Source organism: Peribacillus sp. RS7 (assembly GCF_041956845.1).
Taxonomy (GTDB): Bacteria; Bacillota; Bacilli; order Bacillales; family DSM-1321; genus Peribacillus.
The window spans coordinates 4,848,528-4,863,821 of sequence record NZ_CP168135.1 but is presented as its reverse complement, the minus strand read 5'-3'; the positions used below and the strand labels follow the sequence as shown (position 1 = coordinate 4,863,821).

Annotated in this window: 11 protein-coding genes; 10 read left to right on the top strand and 1 reads right to left on the bottom strand. The window is 38.0% G+C overall.

The annotated features are described in order from the left end of the window. Nucleotides 1-112: 112 nt before the first annotated feature. Entirely contained in the window at nt 113-2,263 is a 2,151-nt protein-coding gene (locus ACDZ29_RS24190) for a molybdopterin oxidoreductase family protein (RefSeq protein ID WP_375088933.1), read from the top strand. 151 nt (nt 2,264-2,414) lie between these two features. Then, complete coding sequence (cobA, locus tag ACDZ29_RS24185) at nt 2,415-3,185, top strand: uroporphyrinogen-III C-methyltransferase (RefSeq protein ID WP_375088932.1); 771 nt, start codon at nt 2,415-2,417, stop codon at nt 3,183-3,185. A gap of 271 nt (nt 3,186-3,456) precedes the next feature. On the opposite strand, the gene ACDZ29_RS24180 is transcribed toward cobA, so the two are convergent. Beyond that, nucleotides 3,457-3,795, bottom strand: a complete 339-nt coding sequence (locus ACDZ29_RS24180; RefSeq protein WP_289316351.1) for a MerR family transcriptional regulator — start codon at nt 3,793-3,795, stop codon at nt 3,457-3,459. A gap of 195 nt (nt 3,796-3,990) precedes the next feature. On the opposite strand from ACDZ29_RS24180, the gene nirB reads away from it, so the two are divergent. The 8 genes from nirB to ACDZ29_RS24140 all read left to right on the top strand — a co-directional run bounded on the left by nirB (nt 3,991) and on the right by ACDZ29_RS24140 (nt 15,260). Then, nucleotides 3,991-6,408: a nitrite reductase large subunit NirB gene (gene nirB, locus ACDZ29_RS24175; RefSeq protein ID WP_375088931.1), complete on the top strand. Its 2,418-nt coding sequence runs from the start codon at nt 3,991-3,993 to the stop codon at nt 6,406-6,408. 17 nt (nt 6,409-6,425) lie between these two features. Continuing rightward, a complete protein-coding gene (nirD, locus tag ACDZ29_RS24170; protein ID WP_289316353.1) occupies nt 6,426-6,743 on the top strand; it encodes a nitrite reductase small subunit NirD in 318 nt (105 codons plus the stop codon). A 291-nt stretch (nt 6,744-7,034) separates the two neighbouring features. Further along, nucleotides 7,035-8,654, top strand: coding sequence for a family 14 glycosylhydrolase (locus ACDZ29_RS24165; RefSeq protein ID WP_375088930.1), 1,620 nt, complete (start codon nt 7,035-7,037; stop codon nt 8,652-8,654). A gap of 312 nt (nt 8,655-8,966) precedes the next feature. After that, the gene (locus tag ACDZ29_RS24160; RefSeq protein WP_289325135.1) at nt 8,967-9,392 is read left to right on the top strand and encodes an OsmC family protein; all 426 of its coding nucleotides are present in this window, start codon (nt 8,967-8,969) and stop codon (nt 9,390-9,392) included. Between the two features lie 467 nt (nt 9,393-9,859). Then, on the top strand, nt 9,860-10,180 hold the full coding sequence (locus ACDZ29_RS24155) for a hypothetical protein (protein WP_375088929.1): 321 nt from the start codon (nt 9,860-9,862) through the stop codon (nt 10,178-10,180). A gap of 375 nt (nt 10,181-10,555) precedes the next feature. After that, the gene (locus tag ACDZ29_RS24150) at nt 10,556-11,017 is read left to right on the top strand and encodes a hypothetical protein (RefSeq protein ID WP_375088928.1); all 462 of its coding nucleotides are present in this window, start codon (nt 10,556-10,558) and stop codon (nt 11,015-11,017) included. Nucleotides 11,018-11,849: 832 nt separating this feature from the next. Then, the gene (locus tag ACDZ29_RS24145) at nt 11,850-13,859 is read left to right on the top strand and encodes a transporter substrate-binding domain-containing protein (RefSeq protein WP_375088927.1); all 2,010 of its coding nucleotides are present in this window, start codon (nt 11,850-11,852) and stop codon (nt 13,857-13,859) included. A gap of 24 nt (nt 13,860-13,883) precedes the next feature. Continuing rightward, nucleotides 13,884-15,260, top strand: a complete 1,377-nt coding sequence (locus ACDZ29_RS24140) for a sigma-54-dependent transcriptional regulator (protein ID WP_375088926.1) — start codon at nt 13,884-13,886, stop codon at nt 15,258-15,260. Nucleotides 15,261-15,294 lie beyond the last annotated feature (34 nt).

Below are 15,294 nucleotides of genomic sequence, written 5' to 3'. Positions count from 1 at the left end.
CTCAGGGAAAGAACTAAAGTGGCAAGTACCTTTTGATGCTTCTAAGAGATACGAGTAAATGCTTGTAACATGAATACGATCCAAAGAAATCCATGAGCAAAGGGTGAGGAGCTTGACTGAAATATTATTAAAGTATTTCCGCATGAAGCAACAGGAGGTCCAATCAGAAAAAAGGTATGATACACAATGTCCATTTTGCAGCATGCAATGTAAGATGCAGCTTTTGGAACAAACAATAGTCACAAGAAAAAAGTATATGACGATCGGAAAAGATAATCCAACCTCAGAGGGGCGCTTATGCATTAAAGGTATGAATGCACACCAACATGCTTTGCATAACGATCGAATTAAATACCCATTATTAAAAAAAGATGGGGAATTTGTTCGCATTTCTTGGGAGGAAGCATTAAACCACATTAAGGAGAATTTCGCTAAGATTCAAACGGAGGATGGTATAAATGCATTATCTGTTTACGGGAGTGCCTCCATATCGAATGAAGAAGCATACTTGCTTGGAAAATTTGCAAGAGTAGCTTTAAAAACAAAGTATATAGATTATAATGGGCGTTTGTGCATGTCCGCAGCTGCTTCGGCAGCAAGCCAAACATTTGGTATGGATAGGGGCCTAACGAACAGCTTGTCAGAGGTTCCGTTCACAAAGTGTATTATTTTGGCAGGCACAAATATTGCGGAATGCCAGCCAACAATCATGCCGTACTTTGAGAAAGCAAAAGAAAACGGGGCGTATATAATTGCTGTGGATCCCCGAGAAACAGCAACAACGAAACTGGCTGACTTACATCTAAAAGTAAAACCAGGGATGGATGCCGCCTTGGCAAACGGATTATTGAAAGTAATTATCGAAGAGGGTTTTACTGATGAAACATTTATTCGGGAACGTGCAAATGGCTTTGATGAAGTTAAAGAGTATGTTTCATCTTTAGAGTTGGAAGAAATTTCAGAGATGACTGGGGTTCCAAGCGACCAAATCCGGAAAGCGGCTACAATGTTCGGGAAAGAAGAATCAGGTATGATTTTTACAGCAAGGGGTGTTGAGCAGCAAACGGATGGTTCTGCCGCCGTTCGGAATTTTCTTAATATTCTCATCACTACAGGTAAAATCGGAAAAGTGAATTCGGGCTATGGAGCAATTACTGGACAGGGAAATGGGCAGGGGGCAAGAGAGCATGGGCAAAAGGCAGACCAACTACCGGGTTATCGTATGATCGAAAATGAGGAACACAGATTACATATTGCACGAATATGGGGAATCGATGAGGCTGATTTGCCACGTAAAGGTGTCTCAGCATACGAAATGATAGAGAAAATAAATGAAGGTGAAATAACCGGCATGTTTTTAATGTGTTCTAATCCAGTTGTTTCCAATCCCAATGCAAACTTTGTCAAAAAGGCTTTGAAGAAATTAAAGTTTCTTGTAGCAGTAGATATGCTTGTTTCAGAAACTGCTAGATTGGCTGATTTAATTTTACCTACATCGTCTTATTTAGAGGATGAAGGAACGATGACAAATTTAGAGGGACGGGTAACATTGCGGGAAGCAAGTTTTTCAAAACCCGGTGAAGTCAAGCATGATTGGCAAATAATTTGTGATATAGCAAAAGCACTTGGAAAAGGGGAGCATTTTTCCTTTCAATCTGCAAATGAGATTTTCAATGAATTAAGAGTGGCAAGCCGCGGGGGAACTGCTGATTATTATGGGATAACCTATGATCGTCTAAGAAAAGAAGGAGGCATTTTGTGGCCATGCCCAACCCTTGACCATAATGGGACAAAAAGGTTGTTCGAAACTTCTTTTGCCCACCCGGATGGAAAGGCAGATATGGTTGTGGTTAATAATGTGCCTATTGTTCCAAAAGAACAGCCATGTACGGAGTTTCCACTTTATTTAACAACAGGAAGAATCATGTCACATTATTTAACAGGAGTGCAAACGAGAAAAAGCTCATCATTAGCAGCAAGAAATTTTGAATCATATATGGAAATTCATCCTGAAACAGCCAAGAAATATCATATTCCAGATACTACCTTGGTGAAAATTGAATCAAGACGGGGAAGTATCGTTGTAAGAAGTAAATGGTCAGAAACTATTCGTCAAGATACTATATTCGTTCCTTTTCATTGGGCAGACTCACAAAATGTCAATCGCCTCGTTTCACAGGAGTTAGACCCGACATGCAAAATGCCAGGTTTTAAAGTAAGTGCCGTAAAAGTAAATCCCATAGTTGAGATAATGTCCAATTAAAGGGAGATTACTTCCCATTCAACATAATCAATTATCAAAATCTAGTTTAATCAAAATCTAATAAGATAGAGCCTAAGCGGACTGTATTCCATACCAATGAAGTTTTAAGGAAAAGGCGCTTATTCATGACTATCAAAAAAGGGGAAAAAGGATGGGAAAAGGTAAGGTCTATATTGTTGGAGCTGGACCCGGTGATTCGGAATTAATTACTGTCAAAGCAACCAAATGTATCAAACAAGCAGACGTTATCATGTATGATCGATTGGTAAATCGTGAATTGCTGTTATACGGGAAGGCCGAAGCTGAATTCATTTATTGTGGTAAAGCACCTGGAAACCATTGTGTCTCTCAAGGGGACATTCACCAAATGTTAATTAGTAAATCAATGGAAGGAAAAACGGTCGTTCGGCTAAAAGGGGGAGATCCTTTCATCTTTGGACGAGGCGGCGAGGAGGCAGAAGAGCTAGTAAAGCACGGAATTCAATTTGAAATAGTTCCTGGTATCACATCTGGAATTGCTGCTCCAGCTTATGCAGGAATTCCCGTGACTCATAGGGATTGGGGAAGTACCTTCGCAATTGTCTCGGGACACTGCGTGACTGGCAAACCTGATAACATCCACTGGAATCATTTGGCTAATGGTGTTGACACCATTGCTATTTATATGGGTATTAAAAACCTTCATTATATATGTAACCAATTACGATCCTGCGGAAAGGACCCTCAAACTGCTATAGCTGTCATTGAACAGGGAACGACAGGTTTTCAACGAACTGTTATAGGCACAATCGATACAATTGTGGAGCTTGTTAAACGAGAGCAGGTCGCTAATCCCGCAATGATTGTAATAGGAGAAGTGGTGAAGTTATCCGATAAATTATCATGGTTTTCAGAGAAGAAAGAAGATAAGGAGTTTGCATAGAAGTGGAATGATTAGTGGATATTTGTTATTTTGCATTTAGTCAATTCCCCTTTAATTGTAAGAGATTCCTGTCCTGTATTTATAGTCCCTTTTTTGGGTTTGAGTTTCCCTTCTTTAATCCAAAAAAGGGGAATGGTTCAACTGCAATGAAAATTGAAAACTGGACATGATATCATGTCCAGTCGTACTGTATGGGTTTATGGAAGTCTAACTATTGACGGTTATAAAAACCGTATTGGATCGGCTAATATTTCCGGAGCGCTAGCATAAATCAATTACGTGTGCCAAAGTGTGCATTTAATTGACCTTGCAGCATTTTCTTTCGCATTTTTTCCTGTTCGATTTTTCTATTTTCCTTTATTTTTTCCTGTCTAATTTCATTGGTTTGTACTCCATCCTCTATTTTATCTGCGATTTCCACTAATGCCTTGACATCGGAAAAGGAGTATTTACGGCTACCTCCTTTAGACCTTTCGGGGAAAACGAGTTTTCTTTCTTCGTAATACCGAATTTGTCTATCTGATAGACCGGTTAATTCTCTTACTACTCCTATGGAAATTACTTTTCTGTCAATATAAGAATCTTTTTGTGGCTGAACGATGAAAATCACCTCATTTTTGATTTAGGCTAGATCAATAATGATATTATATCCTAATTTTCTGAATATTTGTAATAAAAACTAACATTAATTATTAATTTTCAAAAATCATGTTAGATTATATAACACACTTGTTGTTATAAATATTGCCGTCACCTATAATCAAATACATAATCCTTTCAAAAAAATCTTATTGGAGGACAGTACATGACGAAGCAAAAATTGGTACTAATTGGGAATGGTATGGCAGGAGTTAGATGTATAGAAGAAATTATGAAAATTCAACCGGAAAGGTATGAAGTTACTGTCTTCGGAAGTGAGCCACATCCGAATTACAATCGAATCCAACTATCGAATGTATTGCAAGGTGCTACGTCGATAGATGATATTACAATAAATGATTGGAACTGGTACAAAGATAACAATATTACACTGTTTTCAGGTGAAAAAGTAACGAATATCGACACAATTAAACAAATCATATACTCAGATGGAAATCGTGAAGTCGAATATGATCAGTTAATTTTAGCTACCGGATCAATTCCTTTCATTCTACCGATAAATGGGGCGGATAAAAAAGGAGTGACAGCTTTTCGAAATATAGAAGATTGTGAAAAAATGATTGAATATTCAAAAAATAATAAAAAGGCAGCAGTCATTGGTGGAGGGTTATTGGGTCTTGAAGCAGCTAGAGGCCTTTTGAATCTAGGTATGCAGGTTGATGTCATTCATCTTGCGGAATATTTGATGGATAGGCAGCTCGATCCAACAGCAGGAAAAATGTTGCAAAAGGAACTTGAAAGCCAGGGAATGAATTTTTATCTTGGTAAACAAACGCAGGAGATTTTTGGTGAGACTGATGTTAAAGGATTACGCTTTAGTGATGGTGAGGAAATCAGCGCCGATTTAGTGGTCATGGCAGTTGGAATCAAACCAAATATTCAATTGGCCAAAAATAGCGGCATCCCTGTCAATCGAGGAATTATTGTGAACGATTATATGGAGACTGGAATCCCGAATATTTATGCCGTTGGTGAATGTGCGGAACACCGTGAGATGGTGTATGGATTGGTCGCTCCTCTTTATGAACAGGGTAAAGTGTTAGCGAAAAGGATTTGCGGGCTTAAAGGCGAAGCTTACGAGGGTTCAGTACTGTCTACCAAGTTAAAAGTATCTGGTGTTGATGTATTTTCGGCGGGGGAAATTTTCGAGGATGAAAAAGCCAAATCAATCAAGGAATTTAATGAATGGAACGGTACTTACAAAAAAGTAATGATCCGAAATGGGAAAATTTCTGGTGCGGTATTATTTGGGGATACAAAGGAAAGCAATAACCTTTTGAGCATGATCAATAAAAATGCCGAAGTTTCCGAATATTTAATAGCTGGAACGAGTGAAGAACTCAGTGTTAGTCTTGTCAGTGCGATGTCAAACGAAGAAATTATCTGTGGCTGTAATGGTGTAACGAAGGGCGATATTGTATCGGCTATCGAATCTAAAGGGTTAACAAGTATTGATGAAGTAAAAGGCTGCACAAATGCTTCAAGATCATGTGGGGGTTGCAAGCCGTTAGTCGGTGATATTCTGGAGCTTACATTGGGCGATGATTTCAGCAAGTCAAATCAAAAGGAATCCATATGCACTTGCACCACTTTAACTAGAGATGAGGTTGTTGCTGAAATACGCGAAAAGAATTTGACCCATACTCGAGAAGTCATGAATGTTCTCGGCTGGAATACAAGTGATGGATGTTCGAAGTGTAAACCGGCATTGAACTATTACTTAGGTATGATTCATCCTGTTGAATATGAAGATGAAAAAGAGTCCCGCTATGTAAATGAAAGGTTACATGCAAATATTCAAAAGGATGGTACATTTTCTGTTGTGCCAAGAATGTATGGCGGCGTCACTAATCCCGATCAATTACGGAAAATAGCAAATGTTGCCGATAAGTATAATGTTAAGTTACTAAAGGTCACAGGCGGGCAGAGAATAGATTTGTTCGGCGTAGAGAAAGACGATCTTCCAAGCGTTTGGGCCGATCTGGATATGCCTTCTGGATATGCTTATGGAAAAACCCTTCGAACAGTGAAAACATGCGTCGGTGAAAACTTTTGCCGCTTTGGCACTCAAGATTCGATTGGATTGGGCATTGCCCTGGAGAAGAAATTTGAACGTGTAGGCACACCGCATAAGGTTAAAATGGCTGTGTCGGCATGCCCCCGTAATTGTGCTGAATCCGGTATCAAAGATCTTGGTGTTGTCGGTGTTGACGGTGCGTGGGAAATTTATATTGGCGGCAACGGCGGAACACATTTAAGAGCTGCTGAATTATTATGCAAAGTGAAAACTAGTGATGAGGTAATCGAAATTACAGGTGCATACATCCAACATTATCGAGAGACTGCCAACTATTTAGAAAGAACGTCTGTCTGGGTTGAGCGTGTAGGGTTCGATACCATTAAAGCGGTTATCGGTGATAAGCAAAAAAGGATTGAGCTTAATCAACGTTTAAATGAGGCCTTATCGGTATTGCAAGAACCGTGGAAAGAAATTATTGAGAGCAATGCGATCCAAACCGATTTATTTCAAAAAGTGAAAATTCCAGTTATATCAAATAAATGAATTTGGGGGAATCCTAAATGGGGAAAACTCTTCAAAAGATAAAGGTTTCAACAGTAAATGAGATGCCAAAAAATCTGGGGAAAACAGTAACGATAGGATCTCATGAAATTGCTCTTTTTCATTTAGCAAATGGTGAATTCCGAGCTATTGAAAATCGTTGCCCACATAAAGGTGGAGTACTGGTGGAAGGTATTGTGAGTGGTGATCACGTCTTTTGCCCGATGCATGACTGGAAAATCAGTGTCGTGAATGGCGAAGTCCAAAAACCTGATAATGGCTGCGTAAAGACATTCAATGTTGCAATAGAAAATGGGGATGTATATATTGTTCTATAAAAATGCATGTAAACCATTGGTATAGAAAATGAGAAATATTAGTGAATAAATATAACCCGCTACTGGATAGTCTTTTATAGGACTATCCATTTTTCTTTCTTTGAGGAGCTATGAACTAAATTTTCACTTCAAATGACTGTATTCCTCATAAAGTAATTGATAAATATTTCCAAAACAAATATACTTTCTAGTAAAGGATAGACTTTATTGACCGAATGCAAGTAAGCGATTTCAATAACGTTCGAAAATTTCCACAATTGAATAAGTTATAGGGGAAAGGTTGGCGTTTTTATGAAAAAATTATCTATTGGCGTTTTTACCTTCATGCTGTATTTCGTTCCATTATCAAGTACTTCACCCGGATCAGCAGAAGTAAAACCAGATTACAAGCTTTATGTGATGGCCCCATTGGGTGAAATAACAGATTGGGATGCATTTGAAGCAAAGTTGATTCAGTTGAAGGAAAATGGAGTATACGCAATAACGACAGATATCTGGTGGGGATTGGTCGAGAGTAAAAAAGATAATCAATTTGATTGGTCTTATTATAAAAAATATGGGGAGACAGTGAAAGCTTCCGGTTTAAAATGGGTGCCCATTTTATCTACACATCAATGCGGCGGTAATGTGGGAGATGATTGTAACTATCCCATCCCGAGTTGGCTTTGGAATATAGACTCTGCCGAAAACATGGCATTCAAGAGTGAAAGTGGTTTCTGGAATAAGGAGGTACTTGCTCCTTGGTGGGAAGGTACAGCTGATCAATACGAAGAATTGTACAAATCCTTTGCAAAAAACTTTGCTGATGAGAAGGATTTAATAGCTAAAATATATCTAAGTGCAGGTCCAGCTGGGGAACTAAGATATCCCTCCTATCAAAATGCAGATGGCTGGGAATATCCTGAAAGGGGACAGCTTCAAGCTTATACAGAAGGGGCGAAACGGGATTTCAGGCTTACCATGAGAGAGAAGTATTCAACGATAAAAAAATTAAATGCTGCTTGGGGCAAAAATTATAAAAACTGGAGGGAGATTCAGCCGCCAGGTAACGGGGATGAATTTTTCACAAGAGGAGGAGCAGTCGACACACAATTTGGAAAAGATTTCATGCAGTGGTATCAAGGTGCACTTGAAAAACATCTTTCAAAAATCTCGAAATTTGCCCATAAACATTTTGATGAAGTCTTTGGCGTACCAATCGGAGCTAAAATCTCAGGTGTCCATTGGAAAATGAACGATCCAGTACTGCCGCATTCAGCAGAATATAGTGCAGGGTACTATAACTACTCCCAACTACTGAATCAGTTTAAGAAATCCAATATGGCCCTCACGTTCACCTGTTTGGAAATGGGAGATCAAGACGCACATAATGCACCATCATATAGTGCTCCTAAAACGTTGGTGACACATATTGCCACTTTAGCCAATCAAAAAGGAATTTCATTAAACGGGGAAAACGCACTCCCACTGATCAATAATGAATGGGGCTTTGACAATATAGCAGAAATGGTTTTTAACTATGATTTTGAGGGCTTTACCTTGCTAAGGATGTCATATTTATTCGATGATGAAGGAAATCCAACAAATGAGTTAAGGATGATGGCAGATAAATTGGAAGGCAAATCGATTCCAGTTACATTCACAGTTGAAAATGTACCTTCCACACAGGGAGTCTACTTAATTGGGGATAGAGGAGAAATAGGCCGATGGAATCCAGAAGATTACGAATATAAACTCACACAAAATAAAGAAGGCAGCTGGAACGGAACGTTCCGTTTAGCCGCAGATCGATACTATGAATTCAAGTTCGTCATAAAAGATGAAAATGGCAATATTACTTGGCAAGATGGAGAAAATAATAGTTATAAAACTCCTTTGAATGGAATAGGAAACTATAAAACTTCATGGTAGATGGTTATATATAGGATCCTGTCGAAATGATGTCTTAAGTTTTATATGACTAACTAAGAAGGGATTGCGGGAAGAATATAAGGTATTGAAAGCTTTTCATCACAAGTTATCTCTACTATTTCTTGAAATGATTACAATGCAAAAACCATCTCCTATGTAGAAGTACCAATTGAGCAAATTATCCAAATGAATAAAACCTCGATAAATAATGGGGAAAATATTATTTAATACTTAATTGACCTGTACTTTCATTAAATAGACATGTGGACTATTTTTAGGACAAAACAATAAGAAAGGGAGGAATTGATACAAATGAAAACAATGATTACATGGACAGGGGAAATGGCCTTTTCTGGCACAACTCCGTCAGGACATGAAATAAAGATCGATGCTGCCGAAGAAGTAGGAGGAAAAAATAGTGGAGCAAGACCCACAGAGTTACTGTTACATTCCCTTGCCGGGTGCACAGGAATAGATATTGTAATGATTTTGAAAAAAATGCGATTTGAAACAATGGCCTTTCAAATAGAAATAGAAGGGTCACGGGCAGAAAACCATCCAAAACGTTTTACCGATTTTAATATCCACTATTTATTGGAGGGGGAACTGCCTGAAGATAAAGTGGTCCGTGCGATTCAATTGTCGAAAAATACCTACTGTTCAGTATATCACTCATTAAATGCCAACATTAAAATGAGCTATTCAATAAATGGAGTTAAAGGAAAACAAGAAATTTAAGCACTATCATTTATGAGTAAATTGTTATTAGATTTATCGTTTAAGAAAAGCAGCCTTCATTTCCTTAAAGAAATGGAGGCTGTTTTTGACTGGAATGAACGTTTTATAGAATGAATCTTTTTGTTTGTACAGTCAGTAAAGAGGTAACAAATATTAAAATATTTCAGTAAGTCACATTAAAAGCTATGCACAAAAGTGACAACTGCAGAATCAATTCCTCTTAATGGTAATACAAGGCGTATTTCCCTAGGACATTAAATAATCAACTCTTTTCTCCAGTAAAGAAAATATTTACCTTCAAATTGTTTTTCAGGAAAGCTCACATCCCATTGTCCTGAACCATTTATCGGAATAGATGGGTTTATTTAGTCACCAAGTAATCAAAATGTAATCGTTTGTCATTGGAATACCCTTGATGTTAAGAGTTTATCCATATAAACTTTATATATTATTGAGGAGTGGTTAAGTTGAAAGAGATAACAATTGACAAATTAATTTTTAAAAATCATTTATCGATGATTGAACAATATTCATTGAAAGATTTCATGTTTAAGTGGCTCGGCAGCCCCGACGAAGGATTAGATGATTTTCTTCCACTTAAATACACAGATGAAGTCTTTGCAAAAATGGAAACGACATTGGAAACAAAAATAAAGATCCACGCTGATGAGACCTTCAGATATGTCACCATTACGGAAGATAACCAAATTGTAATAGGTGGCTTAGACTCGAATCAAGAGTTAAAGTTTAGAATTTTGTCCTTGGAGGAGCGTTTGAAAAGCTACTAATGGCTTTGCATGGCATGCTTTCAAGAATGAATCATATTTGATAAAAATAAGGCCGTCCATATTATTTAGGAGATGGCCTTATTTTTGTTATTTAATAATTACCCTCCCCTTAGCGTTTGAACTGTACTCGAAAGTAAAAGGAAGCTGTCGATAATTAAAATTAATCATATTTTTTAATCCAAGCCAGTAATATTAGACTTAAGTGAGGTTTTTCTCTTGTTCGTTGTAATCCTAACCTTCCTAATGCTTCGGTGAGCGTGTAACTCTTTCATTCGTGAAATGTTTGGATTTATTTTACAATATAAAAACGATTATTGATTTGTCTTAGTGTATTATAGTAATGGAGTTGATTAAAACACTTGAGGGGGAATTGTGATGGGCGAAACGTTAGCGAGTTCAATCAAAACGCTTTTGAAAGAAACGTTTGAGGGACCCGGAAATGATGGGAGCTATTATACTGAATCAAGACCGAATACAGGGGTTTTTGGGACACTTGATGGTTTAACCGCAAAAGACGCTTCACTTTCCATAAATGGATCGACTATAGCTGCTCACTCAGACCACCTACGATATTATTTATGGGTGATCCGCACAATGATCAGTGGCGCAGACTTTGAAAAAGATTGGGGCGAAAGCTGGACCATTGCTGCTGTTGATGAGGTGAAATGGGTTGAAATCAGGGATGGATTACATAAAGAATATGTAACTCTATTGGCAGAAATCGATTCAATCGATTTAGAGGAATGGCTGACAAATGTAAATGCGACCATTGCCCACTCTGCTTATCATCTGGGAGCGTTACGGCAAATGATAAAAAGCCTTGAAAACGAAAAATAATCTTGAGGGTTTGAAAATGATTTCCTCTCCACTCTCCAGGCACCTCTTTCCGCGGACGGTCCGCCCTCGGCGCTCTTTGCGCATGTGGAGGCTCGTGCTTTCCGTTCCAATCGACTGGACTTTTTTTAAATGAAAAAACTGTAGGCTGGTCTCATTTCGAAACTTGTTTAAGACTAGTTTATCCTTTAAGTTTTTTACTTTGAAGAAATTTGCGACACTCCTGCCATAACTGGCTAGCCGAGACCCCAAAGACGCTTACGGCGAGGAGGGCTTGGGCAGACAGTCGGCGGAAAGGGAGCGTATTTCTGAAATCAACTGGCTCTTCTAACTACAGACTGAAAAAGGCCGCTAAATAGTGACTTTTTAGTTTGTAGACAAAAGGAGGTTCGGAATGCTCTCACACCGATCCATGATTTTAAAACCCTTAATGTTTTTTTACTGTAATCCTTATAGGATTGAGGTTTGCGACACTCCTACCGAATAACTGACTTGGCAGACGGTCGGCGGAAAGGGAGCGTATTTCTGAAATCAACTGGCTCTTTTTTTGGCAAACCCAGCAAATGTTGCTGGGTTTATATTTATTTCGTTAAGGAGCTAATGTAGCGTTTTTAAGCATGAAAAAGAAATAGAAGAAGCTCTACTTTAATTTTAATCCAACAATGCAAAATCCAGGTTAGGACAGGTTATACATTCAGAAACACATACCCATTTTGTTGGTTATTGTTGGATTGTGTCAGATTATCCTAAGAAACTTTTACATTTTAAAGGGTTCAAGTCGTAATTGGAGAAGTATTATTATCATGATGTTTTTTAGCCGAGGAATACTGACTGCATGAATTTCAACGTAAAAGGAGGGCTCTTAATTAAAAAACAGCTGTTTAAACTAAGTATATTTTGCTTTATATTCTTTGTTCAAACATTATGGTCTCCCGCTGTTTTTGCTGAACAAAAAACATTTATAATTGCTGGAGAAAGTGCTCTTGCTCCATTTTCATTTGAAAATGAAGCTGGTGAGCTGACAGGGATCAATATTGATTTAATGGAGGAAATAGCAAAATATAATGGCGTAGATTTCAAATATATTCCGATGGGGATGCAAGAAGCGGAAAAAGCCTTAAGTAATGGAACAATTGATGCAATTGTTGGAAGCACCTATAATACCGAAAAAGATAACCAACTTGATTTCACTCAATCCTATTTTACAATGTCCCAATCAATAATCATTCCTAGTAAAAGGAAACAGGATATTCATACGTTAACGGATTTACGTGATTCACATGTTGTCCTTGACCATAACACTCCAGTAATCAGTACATTTCTCAATATGAGGAATACAAATTTAACGACCGTTTCGAATCAATACTCGGGTATTTTAACATTATTGAACAACCGTGCAGATGTATTCATCGGAAACAAATGGACTGCAGGCTTCTATTTGAAAAAGTTCCGCCAAGAAAAGAATTACATCATTCTCGATGAAGTCATTGAACCCGCGGATTATACGATAGCAGTGAAAAAAGGGAATCAATCGCTTCTTTTCATGATGGACAATACACTCACAGAACTTAAAGCAAACCGAAATATCAACGGGATAATCGATAAATGGGTCATGCCACAGTCCAATCAAAAAATTGCCAGGCTGGAGCAATTCATATTCTGGTTGATCATAATCTTAACTGCGGTAGCACTTATCCTTCTAATCATTTACATATGGAATCAGAAGCTAAAAAAATCCGTTCATAACCAGACGTTGAAATTACATTTATTAAATAAGGATTTAGAGAAACAACGGCAAAACATCGCAAATGGTAAAGCGTTCAAAGATCAAATCTTAAACAATATCAATACTGGAATCATAACATTCGATCTCGATTTCATGATTACCAGCTGCAATGCAAAGGCTTCGGACATTCTCAACATTTCCAAGGAAATGATTCTGAATCTTATGAATCATTCGCAATTAATGAAGAATTTCGAAGCTTTCAATCAAGAACAGAATGAGGATAATCGTACGGGCACTTTTCGGATCTTGGTATTTAATGAGGAAAATGAACAGAAGGTGATTTCCTATTCGATGCATAAGATGTTCAATTCTGAAGAAATGCAAACCGGATACTTACTTTCCATGAATGATGAGACTGAAAAGAAAACATTGGAGAAAAAATTGGTCACACAAGAAAAGCTGCACGCTCTTGGACAACTAGTTGCAGGTGTCGCACATGAAATCAGGAATCCTTTAACATCTATCAAAACATTCATAGATTTACTTCCGAGTAAATATGATAACCCCCAATTCCGACAAGTGCTAATGGAACACTTGCCTACTGAAGTAAACCGACTGAATGCGATCGTTACCGATTTAATTGAATATGCACGTCCGCGCCCGCCAAATATAACGAATTGCTACGCACATGAACTTATATCATTACTTGCTTTTCATAAGGTGATAATGGAAAAGAAACAAATAAATTTCGAGCAGACGATTGATGATGACCTTATATTTTATATAGATTTACAACAAATTCACCAGGTTCTTTTAAACTTGGTGTTAAATTCGATTCATGCTGTTGAAGAAACCGAGGAAAAGAACATTAAAATCACAATTGATAAAGAGAACGAAAAGACAGGGCGGATTACCATATCCGATACGGGGAAAGGGATGAAACAGGAGGAACTGAACCATATTTTCGAACCTTTTTTCACAAATAAAGAAAAGGGAGTCGGTTTGGGGCTTACGTTATCTTATAGGCTAGTTAAGGAAAATAACGGAGATATCCATGTGAAAAGTTATCCTAATTCAGGAACGAAATTCATCATTTTACTACCTTTATATATCGAATAGAAGCTTGGAAGGAGGAGGAGTAATATGAAAATGCATGTATTGGTGATCGATGATGAACCTGCTATTTGCACCGCTCTTAGCTTTGCCTTGGAAGATTCTTATCAAGTCGTTACAACAACGGACCCGGATGAAGGTCTTCGAAAGATCGACAATCAGCCTTTTGATATTGTTTTACTTGATCTTAGAATAGGAAATAAAAGTGGACTTGATGTCCTACAGAAAATCAAACAAATAGCACCTAACGTGACAATCATCATGATGACTGCCTATTCATCCATAGAAACTTCCATCGAGGCCATAAAAAAAGGGGCCTACTACTATATTGAAAAGCCAATTAATATAGAAGAACTTTCTTTGCTCTTGATGAGGGCAGCCGAATTCAAACAGATGTCCAATCAATTGGAGACTTTACATGAAGAATTAGAGATTCAAAAGAGATTTGGTAATTTTCTTGGTAACAGCAAGGCGATGCAGCGTATTTTTTCAATGATCGAAAGAGTGAAAGATATTGATTCAAGTGTTCTTATCACGGGTGAAAGTGGAACTGGAAAAGAGCTGGTAGCCCGAAACATCCATACACTAGGAAGAAGGAAAAACAACCCCATGCAGATTGTCAATTGTGCAGCAATTCCTGAGATGCTGCTGGAATCTGAATTGTTCGGTTACGAGAAGGGAGCATTTTCCGGTGCAACTCAGAGGAAGGAAGGGAAATTCGTTGCTGCTAAGGGAGGCATCCTTTTTCTGGATGAGATTAGTGAAATGCCACTTCCTCTTCAAGCCAAATTATTACGGGTATTACAGGAACGGGAAGTGACGCCTCTGGGATCCAATACAAAAATCTCACTGGATGTCCGTATTATAAGTGCAGCCAATAAAAACCTGGAACAAATGGTGATGGAAGGGGAATTTAGGGAGGATTTGTATTTCAGGCTAAATGTCATTCCCATCTCCATGCCGCCTTTAAGAGATAGAAAAGAAGATTTACCGATCCTTATGGATTATTTTATAAAAAAGCACGCTAGGGATATGAATCGTGAAGATAAGACGTTCTCGGCAACCGCACGTCGAATTCTACTGGATTATCATTACCCTGGGAATGTCCGTGAGCTTGGTAACATTATAGAATATGCTGTTGCCCTATCAAACTCGAAAAGCATGGAGGATACCGATTTGCCGCAATATGTTCAAGAACAGAAGTTCATTCTCCAGCCGGATGGTAATGACGACGATTTTAACAGTTTCAGGATTCCTATTGGCATATCCATGAAAGAAATAGAGGAAAAAGTTATAACGGCCACTCTTCAATACTGTAAAAATCATCGGCAAAAAACAGCTCAAATTCTAAAAATTTCAGAAAGAAGCCTTCGGGATAAAATTAAGCTCATTTCAAAAGGAGAATAAAAGACTTATAGTGGGAACCGGCATTTTTTTCTGG